The following is a 13,943-nucleotide window of genomic DNA, read 5'->3' as shown; positions in this document are numbered from 1 at the left end:
CCACCCTTACTGTTTCCCAACCGCAGGTGTATCGTATTCGCCTTTTGCGGGCCCCAGGGCCTGTCGCTGATTCGTGAGGTAGTTGAGTTCATGTCCTTTACCCGTCGCCAAATCCTCGGTGGCCTGGCTGGTCTTGTTGTCGTTGGCGTGGGCGCGGGCGGCGCGTCGCGTTACTGGCTGGGCAAGATGGCCGACGCTGACGCGGGCCATGACTATGAGCTGATTGCGGCGCCGCTGGACGTCGAGCTGGTCGCCGGGCACAAGACAGAAGCCTGGGCGTTCGGCCCGTCGGCGCCGGGCACCGAGTTGCGGGTGCGCCAAGGTGAGTGGCTGCGGGTGCGTTTCATCAACCACCTGCCGGTGGCGACCACCATTCACTGGCACGGCATTCGCCTGCCGCTGGAAATGGACGGCGTGCCCTACGTGTCACAGCTTCCGGTACTGCCGGGCGAGTACTTCGACTACAAATTTCGCGTGCCCGATGCCGGCAGCTATTGGTATCACCCGCACGTGAACAGCAGTGAAGAACTCGGTCGTGGCCTGGTGGGGCCGCTGATTGTCGAAGAGCGCGAGCCGACCGGTTTCAAGTACGAAAAGACCTTGTGCCTCAAGAGCTGGCATGTCGACGAGGTGGGCAATTTCGTCGAATTCAGCATTCCCCGGGAAGCGGCCCGGGGCGGCACGGCGGGGCGTCTGGCGACGATTAACGGTGTGCCGCAAGCGGTCATCGATTTGCCGGCCGGGCAGATCACCCGGGTGCGCCTGCTCAATCTCGATAACACCTTGACCTATCGCCTCAACATTCCCGGCGTCGAGGCGCAGATCTATGCACTGGACGGCAACCCCGTGGAACCGCGCCCGTTGGGCAAGGAATACTGGCTCGGTCCGGGCATGCGCATTTGCCTGGCGATCAAGGCGCCGCCGGCGGGCGAAGAGTTGTCCCTGCGCAACGGCCCGGTTCGTTTGGGCACCTTGCGCTCGGTAGTTAACAGCGATGCGCCGACCGAGTGGCCGCCGGCGCTGCCCGCCAATCCGGTGGCCGAGCCGGACCTGGCCAATGCCGAGAAACTCAACTTCAATTTCGAATGGGTCGGCTCGGTGTCGGTCAACGTCGACAACGGCCGGCCGCCGAGCTTGTGGCAAATCAACGGCAAGGCTTGGGACATCACTGACAAGACCTGCGCTGACCGTCCGATTGCCAAGCTCGTGAAGGGCAAGAGCTACATTTTCGAATTGAAGAACATGACGCAGTATCAGCATCCGGTTCACTTGCACGGCATGAGCTTCAAAGTCATCGCCTCGAACCGGCACAAGGTCATCCCGTATTTCACCGACACCTATTTGTTGGGCAAGAACGAGCGTGCGCAAGTGGCGCTGGTGGCGGATAACCCTGGGGTGTGGATGTTCCATTGCCATGTGATCGATCACATGGAAACCGGCCTGATGGCCGCCATCGAGGTGGCGTGATGCGCCAGATTCGTCCCGCTGCGATCATCGACCGCAGCCGTGACCGCGACTTCATGCGCGAAGCCCTGGCCCTCGCCGCTCAAGGCGCGGCGCTGGGTGAAGTGCCGGTGGGCGCGGTGCTGGTACAGGACGGTGAGATCATCGGCCGTGGCTTCAATTGCCCAATCAGTGGCAACGATCCGAGCGCGCATGCCGAGATGGTCGCTATCCGTGCGGCGGCGTTGGCTGCCAGCAATTACCGTTTACCGGGCAGCACGTTGTACGTGACGCTTGAGCCGTGCAGCATGTGCGCCGGCTTGATCGTGCATTCGCGGATTGCGCGAGTGGTGTATGGCGCGCTGGAGCCCAAGGCGGGGATTGTGCAAAGTCAGGGGCAGTTTTTTACCCAGGGCTTTCTGAATCATCGGGTGTTGTTTGAAGGCGGGGTGTTGGCGGAGGAGTGCGGGGCAGTGCTCAGCGAATTCTTCAAGGCCCGGCGCGCGAAACCCACTGAATAAACACCGAACCAATGTGGGAGCGAGCCTGCTCGCGATAGCGGACTGACATTCAACATCATTGTTGACTGAAAGGGCCTCATCGCGAGCAAGCTCGCTCCCACATGTTGATCTCCATTGGTGCGGAGGCCGGTGTTTTATTTGCGGGCGACGATCACCGCCCGCATCGGCGCCGGCAGCCCTTCAATCGTCTTGCTGTGATCGTCCGGATCTAGGAAGTCGCTCAACGACTGATACTTCATCCATTCAGTCCCGCGTTGTTCCTCGACGGTCGTGACGCTGACGTCCACGCACTTCACGTCCGAGAAACCGGCACGCCGCAACCAGAGCATCAGCGCCGGGACCGACGGCAGGAACCACACGTTACGCATCTGCGCGTAACGATCTTCCGGCACCAGCACCTGTTGCTGATCCCCTTCGATCACCAGCGTTTCCAGTACCAGTTCTCCGCCTTTGACCAGGCAATCCTTCAACGCCAACAGATGCTCGATCGGCGAACGACGGTGGTAAAACACGCCCATGGAAAACACGGTATCGAAGCCTTCGAGTTCCGGCGGCAGGTCTTCGAAAGGGAACGGCAGGTGCCAGGCATTCGGCTCGGACAGATAGCGCTGAACGGCCTGGAACTGGCAGAAGAACAGCCAGTTCGGATCGACGCCGATCACGCTGTCCGCACCGGCACCGAGCATGCGCCACATGTAGTAACCATTGCCGCAGCCAACATCGAGGATGCGTTTGCCCTTCAGGTCCAGGTGCGGCGCGACGCGTGACCACTTCCAGTCCGAACGCCATTCGGTGTCGACATGCACACCAAACAGATCGAACGGGCCTTTGCGCCACGGGGATAAACCCATCAGCGCCGTGCGCATTTGCGCGCGAGTCTCAGCGTCGCAATCGGTGTCCAGGGTCAGGCCATTCAGCAGGTCGACTTCGCTCGGCTGGATCTTCGGCAAGGCGTCCAGCGCGCTCTGCCAGCGCTCCAGGTCGCCATGGCCTTTTTCCATTTTCTTGTCGAGTTGCGCTTGCAGGGTCTTGGCCCAGTCGGCCAGTGGTGTACCGGCCAGGCGGCGGGCGAGGGGGGACAGATCAATCATGGCAAGGCAATCAACGAGGCAAAGTTAAGACACTGGAACCACGGCACGACTTTCGAGAACCCGGCAGCCAGCAGGCGCTCGCGGTGTTCTTCGAGGCTGTCGGGCTTCATGACGTTTTCGATGGCGCTGCGCTTCTGGGCGATTTCCAGTTCGCTGTAGCCGTTGGCGCGTTTGAACGCGACGTGCAGGTCGGTGAGCAGCGCGTGTTCTTCGGGGTCGTTGAAGCGCAGTTTCTCCGACAGAATCAGCGCACCACCGGGCAGCAGCGACTGGCGGATGCGACCCAGCAACGCGGTGCGCTGCTCGGGGGCGATGAATTGCAGGGTGAAGTTCAGCGCCACCACCGAGGCTGGCTGGAAATCGAGGGCGAGGATGTCGCCTTCGATCACTTCGACCGGCAGCAACTCCTGGAACATCGAGTCCTGACCGTTGAGGTATTCGCGGCAGCGCTCGACCATCGCCGCCGAGTTATCCACAGCGATGACGCGGCAACCGTCGGTGCGCACGTGACGGCGCAAGGCCTGGGTCACGGCGCCCAAGGACGAACCGAGGTCGTAGAGCACGCTGTTGGGCCGGGCGAATTGCGCGGCGAGCACGCCGAGGTTTTCCACGATGGTCGGATAACCTGGCACCGAGCGCTTGATCATGTCCGGAAACACCCGCACCACGTCCTCATTGAAGGCGAAGTCAGGCACCTGGGCCAAAGGCTGGGCGAAAAGGCGATCGGGTTCTTTGCTCACGGCGGTTCCGGCGGCTTCGGTTGAAAAGGCCGGCATTTTAGCCAACTTGGCGCGTGGATGCGCGGGTTGTCTGATAAAGCGGTGACTTTCCAGGCCTGATTGGGAGATACGCAGTTGTGGCGAGGGAGCTTGCTCCCGCTGGGTTGCGAAGCAGCCCCAAAACCATTCTATGAGTTTTAACTGAAGTACCGGGCTAGCCTGGCTTGCGACTGCTTCGCAGCCGAGCGGGAGCAAGCTCCCTCGCCACAGGGGATCAGTGTTGTTTTTGAGTGAACGCCGAAGCAGTGATGCCCCATTGCCCCAACCAATAACTCAGGATGATCACGTAAGGTGCAGCATCGAACGGAACCACAAATCGACTGATGCCAATCACACTGTCCGAAAACACAAACGCCACCGCACCCGCCGCCGCCAGTAGCGCCGAGCGTTTCGGCACATCAGTGCCCAGTCGAGCCAGCGCCCGCCAAAGCATGGCGCTGATGGCCAGGCCGTAGACAATCACCGGGATCAGCAGCGGCCCCAGCCCCTTCGAAATCAATATCCCCAACAACACCGCACCCACGCCCAAAGCAATCGCCAGCGGCAACAGCGCCAGTCGCCGGCAATCGCTCAAATAGGCTTTCAGGTAGGCGAGGTGGGCGACCAGGAAGGCGCCGAGGCCGAACACGAACAAATCCCCCGGCCACGCCAGCAGCACGTCGCCGAGTAGGGAAAACATCAATCCAAGGCTGATCCAGCGTCGATACTCGCTGGGTGGCGCGTCGTGCAGCCAACCGAGCAAGGCCAGCACGGGCAGCGGTTTGACCAGCAGGCAAAGCAGCGCCGCATGCACACTCACGCCGTAGAGAAAGGTCACCGCGCCCATCAACGCCAGGATCAGCCAACCCACGATCAGTTAACCGAAATCGCGCAGTCGAAGGTTTCAACCGGCAGCACTTCCGGCGCCCACGGTTGTTGCGAGGTCAGGCGCAAGCGCCCTGTGCCGGCCGTGAACGCCTGGAAGCGCCAGGTCGAGATGCCCGCGCTGCCGACTATTCCGGCGTCTTCCGGGTTGCTGTAGACCTCGGGGCTGAGCGCACGCAGCACGCCGCCGGCCGAATCCTGGATTGCCCAGCGGTAACCGGTGGTCGGGTTGCTGGGCAGGGTCAGGATCAGGTTTTGCCCGTTGCTGAGTTTCAGCGGGCACTCGCTTTGTTTTTCCACGGTCACGTTCTGTTTCGGTTGCGTGGCACACGCGGCCAGCAAAGAGAGGGCGAGGGGGACAAACAGGCGGGTGGGGGACATGAGGTCAGCGGCTCCGGCATTCACGACGAACGGCGAGCATAACCGAGATGAGACAAAGTGTGACAGCTGCGGAAGCCAGTGTTGTCAGTGCTGACGCCATCGCGAGCAGGCTCGCTCCCACCAGGTTTCGCAGTGGACACGAGATTTGTGAACACCACCAACCACTGTGGGAGCGAGCCTGCTCGCGATAGCAATCGTGCAGGCGCTACAGGACTGTCAGAACAACACCTTCGCCACATCCGCAAAACGCTTGGCGAAATGCACGGTGATCCCTTCCTTCAGGTAATCCGGCAACTCCTCGAAGCTCCCACGGTTAGGCTCCGGCAAGATCAATTCGAAAATCTTCTGTCGCCGCGCTGCAATCACCTTCTCGCGCACGCCGCCAATCGGCAGTACATGCCCGGTCAGGGTCAGTTCCCCGGTCATGGCCACGCCTTTTTTCGGTGGCTGATTGCGGGCCAGTGAGAGCAAGGCACTGGCCATGGTCACGCCGGCGCTTGGGCCGTCTTTCGGCGTCGCGCCTTCCGGTACGTGCAGGTGAACGAAAGCCTCATCGAAGAATTTCGGATCGCCACCAAACGACTTCAGGTTCGAGCTGACGTAGCTGTAGGCAATTTCTGCCGACTCTTTCATCACGTCGCCCAGTTGTCCGGTGAGCTTGAAGCCCCGGTTCAGCGTGTGAATCCGTGTCGCTTCGATGGGCAAGGTCGCGCCGCCCATGCTGGTCCAGGCCAGGCCGGTAATCACGCCGGTGCCGGACAGCACTTGTTCGTTGCGGAACACCGGGTGCCCCAGCGACGCTTCAAGGTCTTTCGGACCGAGCTTGATCACCGCTTTCGGTTCGTCGATCAACTTCACCACGGCTTTGCGCACCAGTTTGCCCAGTTGTTTTTCCAGCTGGCGTACACCGGCTTCGCGAGCGTAGCCGTCGATCAATGCCTTCAATGCGCTGTCGCTGATGCTCAGGCTGCCTTTGGACACGCCGGCTTTTTCCAGCTGCTTGGGCCACAGGTGGCGCTTGGCGATGGCGATTTTTTCTTCGGTGATGTAACCCGACAGGCGAATCACTTCCATCCGGTCCAGCAACGGGCCGGGGATCGAGTCCAGGGTGTTGGCGGTGCACACGAACAACACTTTCGACAGGTCCAGACGCAGGTCCAGGTAGTGATCGAGGAATTCGACGTTCTGTTCCGGGTCCAGGGTTTCCAGCAGCGCCGAGGCCGGGTCGCCCTGGTAGCTCTGGCCCATCTTGTCGATCTCGTCGAGCATGATCACCGGGTTCATCACTTCAACGTCTTTCAACGCTTGCACGAGTTTGCCCGGTTGCGCGCCGATGTAAGTGCGGCGGTGGCCCTTGATCTCGGCTTCGTCGCGCATGCCGCCGAGGCTGAAGCGGTAGAACGGCCGGCCCAGGGATTCGGCAATGGACTTGCCGACGCTGGTTTTGCCCACGCCCGGCGGGCCGACCAGCAGCACGATGGAGCCGCTGATCTCGCCTTTATAGGCACCGACCGCGAGGAATTCGAGAATGCGGTCCTTGATGTCGTCGAGGCCGGCGTGGTGTTTATCCAGCACCTTGCGCGCGTGCTTGAGGTCAAGCTTGTCCTCGCCGTATACGCCCCACGGCACCGAGGTCGCCCAGTCGAGGTAGTTGCGCGTGACCGCGTACTCCGGCGAACCGGTCTCGAGGATCGACAGCTTGTTCATTTCCTCTTCGATGCGTTTCTGCGCCTGGGTCGACAACACCTTGCCTTCCAGACGCTGTTCGAACTGCTCGATGTCGGCGCTGCGGTCGTCCTTGGTCAGCCCCAGCTCTTGCTGGATGACTTTTAGCTGCTCTTTAAGGAAGAACTCACGCTGATGCTCGCCGATCTTGCGGTTAACTTCGGCGGAGATTTCTTTCTGCAGCCGCGCGACTTCGACTTCCTTGCGCAGCATCGGCAGGACTTTTTCCATGCGCTTGAGCATCGGCACGCAATCGAGCACTTCTTGCAGCTCGTTGCCGGTGGCCGAGGTCAGGGCGGCAGCGAAGTCGGTCAGTGGCGACGGGTCGTTGGGGCTGAAGCGGTTGAGGTAGTTCTTCAGCTCTTCGCTGTACAACGGGTTGAGCGGCAACAGTTCCTTGATCGCGTTGATCAGCGCCATGCCGTAGGCCTTGACCTCGTCGGTCGGCTCGGTCGGCTGGTGCGGGTATTCGACTTCCACCAGGTACGGCGGGCGATGGTGCTTGAGCCAGGTGCGGATGCGCACGCGGGTCAGGCCCTGGGCGACGAATTGCAGTTTGCCGTTTTCGCGGCTGGCGTGGTGCACCTTGACCAGCGTGCCGTAGAGCGGCAGGGCCGAGGTGTCGAAGTGGCGCGGGTCTTCCTGGGGCGTGTCCATGTAGAACAGGGCCAGGGAGTGGTGATCGGATTTGCTCACCAGGTCCAGCGTTTCAGCCCACGGTTCTTCATTGACGATCACCGGCAGCACTTGGGCCGGGAAGAACGGGCGGTTGTGGATCGGGATAATGTAGACCTTGTCCGGCAGGTTCTGGCCGGGCAGGGCGAGGCCTTTGCCGGTGGCGTGGTGTTCGGCGTTCTCTGGGTCGGCGTACTCGCTCGGGTCTTCGGGGAATTCTTGCTGGTCGCTCATGGGGCACCTGCGCAATGGGGTATGGGTCTTAGATGGGGCAGGTGAGGGGTGGTTTCAATGGCTGGAGGTATTTCGTGACGCGTGTTCAGGTTCTGGACAGCTGCGCCTCGCTCAGTGCCGGATCGGCACAACGCGCGCAAATGAAAAAGCCCGCTGGACTGGTCAGGGGCAGCGGGCTTTTCGAGAAACGGGGGTGTTTTAAGGGCGAATTTCGATCATCGTGCCGTCCGGCACCAGACCCCAGACTTCGCGCATGTCCATGTTACGCATGGCGATGCAGCCATCGGTCCAGTCCAGCGTGTGGAACAGGTTTTCCGGGTAATCGTAGGTGTCGGGCGTGCCGTGGATCATGATCATGCCACCGGGATCGACACCCTCGCGGCGCGAACGGGCGGAGTCGGCGACGTTGGGGTAACTGATGTGCATGGCCAGGTTGAAGCGGTCACTGACCTTGCGCCAGTCCACCCAGTAGATACCCTCGGGGGTGCGTTTATCACCTTCCATCAGTTTTGCGCCCCGGGGCTGTTTGCCCAGGGACACGCGGTAGGTTCGCAACGGTTTGCCGTCGGCGATCAATTGCAGTTGATGGGCAGACTTGAGCACCAACACCTTATCGATGGGTTTGCCATCCAGCGTGACCACGGTAGACGCTTGGGAAACAACAACGAACGACAAGCAAAACAGGGCAAGCAACCAGCGCATTGAAACGATATCCCTAGAGGTGTCGCGACTATTTTAGTTATAGATAATTTTAAGAGCTAAGTGATGGCAGGCTGAGCAAGCGGCGGGATCGATTCGGACCGCACGGGGTAGACCTCGGCCCGCCGGTCAGCGAAGAAGCATTCTAAAGTACGGCCCACCGTGCGGAAAGCCAGCTCAGACCAAGGGATGTCCGCTTCCTCGAAAAGCTGCACTTCCAGGCTCTCGGGACCGGCGCAAAAGTCGAGATCAGCCAGTTCGGCACGGAAAAACACGTGCACCTGGCTGATGTGCGGTACATCGATCAACGTATAGATGCTCAGGTTGCGCACCCGGGCGCAGGCTTCTTCGGCCGTCTCGCGAATCGCCGCCTGCTCGATGGTTTCACCGTTCTCCATGAAACCGGCGGGCAGGGTCCAGTAACCGAGCCGGGGCTCAATGGCGCGACGGCACAGCAGCACCTTGGAACCCCAGGTTGCCACACAGCCAGCGACAATGTTGGGGTTCTGATAGTGAATCGCCTGACAGCTGTCACAGACGAAGCGCAGGCGCGAATCGCCTTCGGGAATGCGCTGTGTCACCGGGTTGCCGCACTGGCTGCAAAATTTCATGCTTGGGTTCCTGAATGCTGCGCCTATCTTGGCGTGCGGCGGTGTCTGTCGGCAAGTTGTCGTTTAGCGACAAGCGGCGTTTCGGGGGTTGGGCGGTCAGTGTGATTGGTGCATGATGCGAGGTAGCGAATAAATCGAGAAGACTCATGCTGGACGAGCTACTGCATCGAGTAAGCAACCACATCCCACGCACACTGGAAACCGACAAGCGTTTTCCTGAAGCCGCGGTCCTGGTGCCCATCACCCGCAGTGATGAACCGGAACTGGTTCTGACCCTGCGCGCCAGCGGGCTCTCGACCCATGGCGGCGAAGTCGCCTTCCCCGGCGGACGGCGCGACCCCGAAGATCCGGACCTGATTTTCACCGCCCTGCGCGAAGCCGAAGAAGAAATCGGCCTGCCGCCCGGGCTGGTTGAAGTGATCGGCCCGCTGAGCCCGCTGATTTCCCTGCACGGCATCAAGGTCACGCCTTATGTAGGGGTGATTCCGGATTTTGTCGAATACCTGGCCAACGATGCCGAGATCGCCGCGGTGTTCAGCGTGCCGTTGGAATTCTTCCGCGAGGACCCGCGCGAACATACCCATCGCATCGACTATCAGGGCCGAAGTTGGTACGTGCCGAGTTATCGGTATGGCGAATACAAGATCTGGGGACTGACCGCGATCATGATCGTCGAGTTGATCAACTTGCTCTATGACGCCAAAATCAGCCTGCACCAGCCTCCCAAGAGTTTTATCAACACCTGAAGCCATCGCTCGTATGGCGCGTGAATCGCGGCTGCCTGAACCCTGAGGACAACAAGATGAAATACCGCCTGGGCGACGCCCGCGTCGAAACCCATCCGCAAAGCTGGGTCGCACCCAATGCTGTGCTGGTGGGCAAGGTCAAGCTGGAAGAGGGTGCCAACGTCTGGTTCAACGCCGTGCTGCGCGGCGACAACGAATTGATCCTGATTGGCAAGAACAGCAACGTCCAGGACGGCACGGTAATGCACACCGACATGGGCTACCCGCTGACCATCGGCACCGGTGTGACCATTGGCCACAACGCCATGCTCCACGGCTGCACTGTCGGCGACTACAGCCTGATCGGCATTAATGCGGTGATTCTCAACGGCGCGAAAATCGGCAAGAACTGCATCATCGGCGCCAATTCGCTGATTGGCGAAGGCAAGGAAATTCCCGACGGTTCGCTGGTGATGGGCTCGCCGGGCAAGGTGGTGCGCGAGTTGACCGAACCGCAGAAGAAAATGCTGGAAGCCAGCGCCGCCCACTATGTGCATAACTCGCAACGCTACGCCCGCGACCTGGCCGAGCAGGAAGAATGAGCACGCCCGAACGTCCGGTGCTGTCGCCCTGCGTAAATATCTGTGCGCTGGACGACGATGATATTTGCACCGGGTGCCAGCGCACGGTGGAGGAAATCACCCGCTGGAGCCGGATGGACAACGAAGAGCGGCGCAAGGTGTTGGGGTTGTGCCATGAGCGGGCCAAGTCCAGCGGCCTGCTCTGGATGATTGGTAACAAATCCAACAACTGACCGCACGCCCTGTAGGAGCGAGCTTGCTCGCGAAAAACCTGAGGTCGCCGCCGTACATCCGTTTTTACGCATCATCGTTAACGACCATCGCGAGCGAGCTCGCTCCTACAGTGAATTACCCATGCTTTTCCTGATCGCCTACATCAGCAGCGTCGTGCTGATCAACTACGCCTTTTCCACCGCACCACACCTGGACATCATCTGGTCAGCCTGGGGCGGTTTGGTGTTTGTGCTGCGTGACATGGTGCAAATCCGCTTCGGCCATGGCGCGATTGCAGCGATGCTCGCGGCGCTGGTGCTGTCCTATGTAACGTCAGACCCGTCCATCGCCCTGGCCAGCGCCACGGCGTTTGCAGTCTCCGAATGCATCGACTGGCTGGTGTTCAGTATCACCAAGCGCCCCTTGCATGATCGCCTGTGGATAAGTTCGGCGCTGAGCATTCCCCTCGATACCTTCATCTTCTTCGGCATGATCGGCGCCCTCTCACCGGCCGTGATTCTTACCGCCATGGGTTCGAAGTTCGCCGGCGTAACGGCCGTGTGGCTGATCATGGCCTGGCGTTTGCGCAAACAGGCTGTCGCTGGCTGAAGCCAAACCCTGCGGTTCATGTAAAATGCCGCGCTTTCTCCCCATGGGAAGCGCGCGTGGCGCATCCCTCGATGATCCGCTTCTTGAGGACCTGAGATGACCCGTATCGGAACTCCATTGTCGCCGACCGCGACTCGCGTAATGCTGTGTGGCTGTGGCGAGTTGGGCAAGGAAGTGGTGATCGAGCTGCAACGCCTGGGCGTTGAAGTGATTGCCGTCGATCGCTACGCCAATGCACCGGCCATGCAAGTCGCGCATCGCAGCCACGTGATCAACATGCTCGATGGCGCCGCCCTGCGTGCGGTGATCGAAGCCGAGAAGCCGCATTTCATCGTGCCGGAAATTGAAGCCATCGCCACCGCGACACTGGTCGAACTGGAAGCCGAAGGCTTCACCGTGATCCCGACCGCGCGCGCAACGCAGCTGACCATGAACCGTGAAGGCATCCGCCGCCTGGCCGCTGAAGAGCTGGACCTGCCGACCTCGCCGTACCACTTCGCCGACACCTTCGAGGCTTACAGCAAAGCCGTTGAAGACCTCGGTTTCCCGTGCGTGGTCAAGCCGGTGATGAGTTCGTCGGGCAAGGGCCAGAGCCTGCTGCGCAGCGCCGATGACGTGAAAACCGCGTGGGATTACGCGCAAGAAGGCGGTCGCGCCGGCAAAGGTCGCGTGATCATCGAAGGCTTCATCGATTTCGACTACGAAATCACCCTGCTGACTGTGCGTCACGTCGGTGGCACTACGTTCTGTGCACCGGTCGGTCACCGTCAGGAGAAGGGCGACTACCAGGAATCCTGGCAGCCGCAAGCCATGAGCCCGGTTGCCCTGGCAGAATCCGAGCGCGTTGCCAAAGCCGTGACCGAGGCGCTGGGTGGCCGCGGTCTGTTTGGTGTCGAGCTGTTCATCAAGGGTGATCAGGTGTGGTTCAGCGAAGTGTCGCCGCGTCCGCATGACACCGGCCTGGTGACCCTGATTTCCCAGGACCTGTCGCAGTTCGCGCTGCACGCCCGGGCGATTCTGGGTCTGCCGATTCCGTTGATCCGTCAGTTCGGGCCATCGGCTTCGGCGGTGATCCTGGTAGAAGGGCAGTCGACCCAGACCGCTTTCGCCAACCTGGGCGCTGCGTTGAGCGAGCCGGATACGGCGTTGCGTCTGTTCGGCAAGCCAGAAGTGAATGGTCAGCGCCGGATGGGTGTGGCGCTGGCGCGGGATGAGTCGATCGAGGCCGCTCGTGCCAAGGCGACCCGCGCTTCCCAGGCTGTCGTTGTAGAGCTGTAAACCGAGGCGCGGCAATCGCCAGCAGGCTGGCTCCCACATGGAAATTGGCTGTACACAAATCTGTGACCAACCAACAATCTTGTGGGAGCCAGCCTGCTGGCGATGCTTCTGATTCAGGCAACCCGATTCAGGTCATTATTGCGCGTCTCTTTCAGGCACAGCACCGCAATCAAACTCAACACCGCCGCCCCCGACACATACCCCCCGACATAACTCAAACCGCCCATCGCCACCAGTTTCTGCGCGAAGAACGGTGCCGCCGAGGCGCCGACAATGCCGCCCAGGTTGTACGCCGCTGAAGCGCCGGTATAACGCACGCGCGTTGGAAAGAGCTCCGGCAGCAGCGCCCCCATCGGTGCAAACGTCACACCCATCAGAAACAGCTCGATGCACAAAAACAGCGCCACGCTCCAGGTCGAACCCTGGGTCAGCAGCGGCTCCATCAGGAATCCGGACAGAATCGCCAGCACGCCGCCGATGATCAGCACCGGTTTGCGCCCGTAACGGTCGCTGGCCCAGGCCGACAACGGCGTTGCGGCGGCCATGAACAGCACGGCGAAGCACAGCAGGCCGAGGAAGGTTTCACGGGTATAGCCGAGTGTCGACACGCCATAGCTCAGCGAAAACACCGTGGAGATGTAGAACAGCGCGTAGCACACCACCATCGAACCGGCACCCAGCAGCATCGGCGCCCAATACTGGCTGAACAGCTCGACCAGCGGGATCTTGACCCGTTCCTGGCGAGCGATGGCGTTGGCGAACACCGGTGTTTCGTGGAGTTTGAGGCGAACGTACAGGCCCACCATCACCAGCACGGCGCTGAGGAGGAACGGAATCCGCCAGCCCCACGAGCGGAATTGTTCGTCGTTCAGCGTCATCGCCAGTGTCAGGAACAAGCCGTTCGCGGCGAGAAAGCCAATCGAAGGCCCCAGTTGCGGAAACATGCCGAACCAGGCGCGTTTGCCTTTGGGCGCATTCTCGGTGGCAAGCAACGCCGCGCCGCCCCATTCGCCGCCCAAGCCCAAGCCCTGACCGAAACGCAGTACGCACAACAGGATCGGCGCCCACGCTCCGATGCTGGCGTAACCCGGCAGCACGCCGATGAGCGTGGTGCACACGCCCATGAGCAGCAACGAGGCAACCAGGGTCGATTTGCGCCCGATGCGGTCGCCGAAATGACCGAACAGCGCCGAACCCAGCGGTCGTGCGAGGAAGGCGATACCAAACGTAAGGAACGCCGAGAGCATCTGCGCCGTGCCGGAGGTTTGCGGAAAGAACACCGGCCCGATCACCAGCGCTGCCGCTGTGGCGTAGACGTAGAAGTCGTAAAACTCGATGGCAGTGCCAATGAAACTCGCCGTGGCCACGCGGGTGGCGGAGTTCGTCGGTTGGGCAGGCGTGGTTTCGCTGTAAGTCGTGCTCGTCGTCATGCGGTGATCCCTGACAGTCTTATGCTCCGGTGGAGCGAATTATTATGGTCGAACACCCAGGGATGTGGGTTTAACGCGAAGTGC

15 protein-coding genes are annotated in these 13,943 nt (G+C 61.0%); 7 read left to right on the top strand and 8 right to left on the bottom strand.

Translation table 11 applies throughout. The features are described 5' to 3' along the window. The first annotated feature begins 90 nt into the window (after window positions 1-90). Window positions 91-1,467: a multicopper oxidase family protein gene (locus EJA72_RS05185; RefSeq protein ID WP_157710446.1), complete on the top strand. Its 1,377-nt coding sequence runs from the start codon at window positions 91-93 to the stop codon at window positions 1,465-1,467. After that, window positions 1,467-1,964 carry a tRNA adenosine(34) deaminase TadA gene (gene tadA, locus EJA72_RS05180; RefSeq protein WP_157710445.1) on the top strand — a complete coding sequence of 166 codons (498 nt, stop codon included), beginning with the start codon at window positions 1,467-1,469 and terminating at the stop codon, window positions 1,962-1,964. The genes EJA72_RS05185 and tadA overlap by 1 nt, the downstream gene beginning before the upstream one ends. Before the next feature lie 134 nt (window positions 1,965-2,098). Here tadA and cmoB read toward each other — a convergent pair whose 3' ends face one another. The 7 genes from cmoB to EJA72_RS05145 form a co-directional block, all read right to left on the bottom strand. Continuing rightward, window positions 2,099-3,055: a tRNA 5-methoxyuridine(34)/uridine 5-oxyacetic acid(34) synthase CmoB gene (gene cmoB / locus EJA72_RS05175; protein WP_157710444.1), complete on the bottom strand. Its 957-nt coding sequence runs from the start codon at window positions 3,053-3,055 to the stop codon at window positions 2,099-2,101. Continuing rightward, on the bottom strand, window positions 3,052-3,831 hold the full coding sequence (gene cmoA / locus EJA72_RS05170) for a carboxy-S-adenosyl-L-methionine synthase CmoA (RefSeq protein WP_157710443.1): 780 nt from the start codon (window positions 3,829-3,831) through the stop codon (window positions 3,052-3,054). The genes cmoB and cmoA overlap by 4 nt, the downstream gene beginning before the upstream one ends. A 217-nt stretch (window positions 3,832-4,048) precedes the next feature. Further along, window positions 4,049-4,684: a lysoplasmalogenase gene (locus EJA72_RS05165; protein WP_178129060.1), complete on the bottom strand. Its 636-nt coding sequence runs from the start codon at window positions 4,682-4,684 to the stop codon at window positions 4,049-4,051. A gap of 2 nt (window positions 4,685-4,686) precedes the next feature. Further along, window positions 4,687-5,079: a protease inhibitor I42 family protein gene (locus EJA72_RS05160; protein WP_157710442.1), complete on the bottom strand. Its 393-nt coding sequence runs from the start codon at window positions 5,077-5,079 to the stop codon at window positions 4,687-4,689. A 216-nt stretch (window positions 5,080-5,295) separates the two neighbouring features. Then, entirely contained in the window at window positions 5,296-7,713 is a 2,418-nt protein-coding gene (gene lon / locus EJA72_RS05155; RefSeq protein WP_157710441.1) for an endopeptidase La, read from the bottom strand. A 198-nt stretch (window positions 7,714-7,911) separates the two neighbouring features. Further along, window positions 7,912-8,415, bottom strand: a complete 504-nt coding sequence (locus tag EJA72_RS05150) for a murein L,D-transpeptidase family protein (RefSeq protein WP_157710440.1) — start codon at window positions 8,413-8,415, stop codon at window positions 7,912-7,914. Window positions 8,416-8,471: 56 nt separating this feature from the next. Then, a complete protein-coding gene (locus tag EJA72_RS05145) occupies window positions 8,472-9,023 on the bottom strand; it encodes an NUDIX hydrolase (RefSeq protein WP_157710439.1) in 552 nt (183 codons plus the stop codon). Between the two features lie 146 nt (window positions 9,024-9,169). Here EJA72_RS05145 and EJA72_RS05140 point away from each other — a divergent pair, with 146 nt between their 5' ends. From EJA72_RS05140 to purT, 5 genes are all read left to right on the top strand, one after another. Further along, complete coding sequence (locus EJA72_RS05140) at window positions 9,170-9,769, top strand: CoA pyrophosphatase (protein ID WP_157710438.1); 600 nt, start codon at window positions 9,170-9,172, stop codon at window positions 9,767-9,769. A gap of 56 nt (window positions 9,770-9,825) precedes the next feature. After that, window positions 9,826-10,350 (top strand): gamma carbonic anhydrase family protein, encoded by a 525-nt coding sequence (locus EJA72_RS05135; protein ID WP_027924900.1) that lies wholly within the window; start codon window positions 9,826-9,828, stop codon window positions 10,348-10,350. After that, a complete protein-coding gene (locus EJA72_RS05130) occupies window positions 10,347-10,562 on the top strand; it encodes a DUF1289 domain-containing protein (protein ID WP_157710437.1) in 216 nt (71 codons plus the stop codon). Before EJA72_RS05135 ends, EJA72_RS05130 begins: the two co-directional genes overlap by 4 nt. Window positions 10,563-10,683: 121 nt before the next feature. Continuing rightward, a complete protein-coding gene (locus tag EJA72_RS05125; RefSeq protein ID WP_157710436.1) occupies window positions 10,684-11,151 on the top strand; it encodes a VUT family protein in 468 nt (155 codons plus the stop codon). Between the two features lie 96 nt (window positions 11,152-11,247). After that, complete coding sequence (gene purT, locus EJA72_RS05120; RefSeq protein WP_157710435.1) at window positions 11,248-12,429, top strand: formate-dependent phosphoribosylglycinamide formyltransferase; 1,182 nt, start codon at window positions 11,248-11,250, stop codon at window positions 12,427-12,429. A gap of 113 nt (window positions 12,430-12,542) precedes the next feature. Here the strand turns inward: purT and EJA72_RS05115 are convergent, their stop codons facing one another. Continuing rightward, window positions 12,543-13,859, bottom strand: a complete 1,317-nt coding sequence (locus tag EJA72_RS05115; RefSeq protein ID WP_157710434.1) for an MFS transporter — start codon at window positions 13,857-13,859, stop codon at window positions 12,543-12,545. Window positions 13,860-13,943 lie beyond the last annotated feature (84 nt).

The organism is Pseudomonas sp. PB120 (assembly GCF_009761815.1).
Lineage (GTDB): Bacteria > Pseudomonadota > Gammaproteobacteria > Pseudomonadales > Pseudomonadaceae > Aquipseudomonas.
The sequence above is the reverse complement of the archived record's forward strand: the minus strand, read 5'-3'. Positions and strand labels throughout refer to the sequence as shown.